This is a genomic window from Pseudidiomarina fusca (assembly GCF_032227045.1).
GTDB classification, from domain to species: Bacteria; Pseudomonadota; Gammaproteobacteria; order Enterobacterales; family Alteromonadaceae; genus Pseudidiomarina; species Pseudidiomarina fusca.
The window spans coordinates 1-1,259 of the sequence record NZ_JANFPJ010000076.1; the positions used below are offsets into that span (position 1 = coordinate 1).

The window sequence follows — 1,259 nt, forward strand, 5'->3', positions numbered from 1 at the left end:
GTGACTGCTCCCCGCCCTAAGCGCTAAAGCGCCACGGGCGAGGCTTCCAACTTCTCAGGCAGCAACTGTTACGTGACCAGATTGACGCTTGCCTCCATTGGCAGAAACCGACAGTCCTGCGGCCTTTAATTTTAAAATACCTTGCGCCTTGATATTTAAGGCTGCATTGATGTCCCGATCACGCTGTGTTGAGCAGGATGGACACTGCCAGTCACGCACGTTCAGTGACAAGTATTCCAGCTTGTGTCCACAGCAAGAGCAGGTTTTTGAGCTGGCAAACCATTGATCAATTTTAACCAGATGCTTGCCTTGCTCTTTGGCCTTGTATTCCAGCTTTTGGAGCAAGCCTGACCAACTCGCATCGGCAATGTGCTTGGACAATTTCCTGTTCTTCAGCATGTTTTTGACTTTCAGTGTCTCGACAATTACCGCTTGGTTTTCGTCAATAACGTGTCGAGACAGCTTGTGCTGAAAATCAGCACGAGCATTCGCCAGGCGCTGATGCGCCTTAGCGAGTTTAAGTCGGGCTTTTGCACGACCTTTGCTGCCTTTTTTGCAGCGTGATAAGGCTTTTTGTTTACGGCGCAGATTGGCACTGGCTTTCTTCAAAAAGCGTGGATTCGGTTTTTTCGTGCCGTTTGAATCTATGGCAATATGTGTTAAACCCATATCCAATCCGAGAACTTGAACAGCATTCAGGCTTTGAATGGGCGCAGGAGCTTCTTGCCCATCTTCATGCAGTAGCGAGGCATAGTATTTACCTGTCACGGTGCGGGACAGGGTGATGCTTTTCAGTTTTCCTTCAACCTTGCGATGAATACGCGCTTTAATGGGCTGCTTTAACTTCGGCACTTTAATCCAGTCATCACCACAATCAACGCTCATGCAATGATAGCTGGACTGCCTGCCGTGCTTGCGCTTGAACTTGGGATAACGAGAAGGCAGTTTGGGATCAAAGAAATGTTGAAAGGCTTTATCCAGATTGATACATGCCTGCTGGAGTGCAATCGAATCAAAATCTTTGAGCCAGTGATACTTGCGAGATTTCTTCGCAACAGCCAACAGCGGCTTGAGGTCTTTTTTGGCCTTCAATTTCAGGCCGTGACGCTTGTACTGGCTGCTAATGACGTGCAAAGCCTTGTTGTACGCAAAGCGCACAGCACCGAACTGGCGGTTTAAAAATTCCGCCTGCTCAGGTGTGGGATAAATGCGTACTTTCGTGGCCTTTAACATTTCAGCGCTCATTGATATAATTCATT

The 1,259-nt window shown here is 48.0% G+C and carries 1 protein-coding gene; it reads right to left on the minus strand.

Annotated features, from left to right (window positions below; all coding sequences use genetic code 11):
* Nucleotides 1-54: 54 nt before the first annotated feature.
* A complete protein-coding gene (locus NOG12_RS13090) occupies nucleotides 55-1,245 on the minus strand; it encodes an RNA-guided endonuclease InsQ/TnpB family protein (protein WP_313933499.1) in 1,191 nt (396 codons plus the stop codon).
* Between the last annotated feature and the right edge of the window lie 14 nt (nucleotides 1,246-1,259).

Coding starts and splice junctions, on each gene's coding strand:
- NOG12_RS13090 (WP_313933499.1), bottom strand. CDS start 1,245: ATGAGCGCTGAAATGTTAAAGGCCACGAAAGTACGCATTTATCCCACA.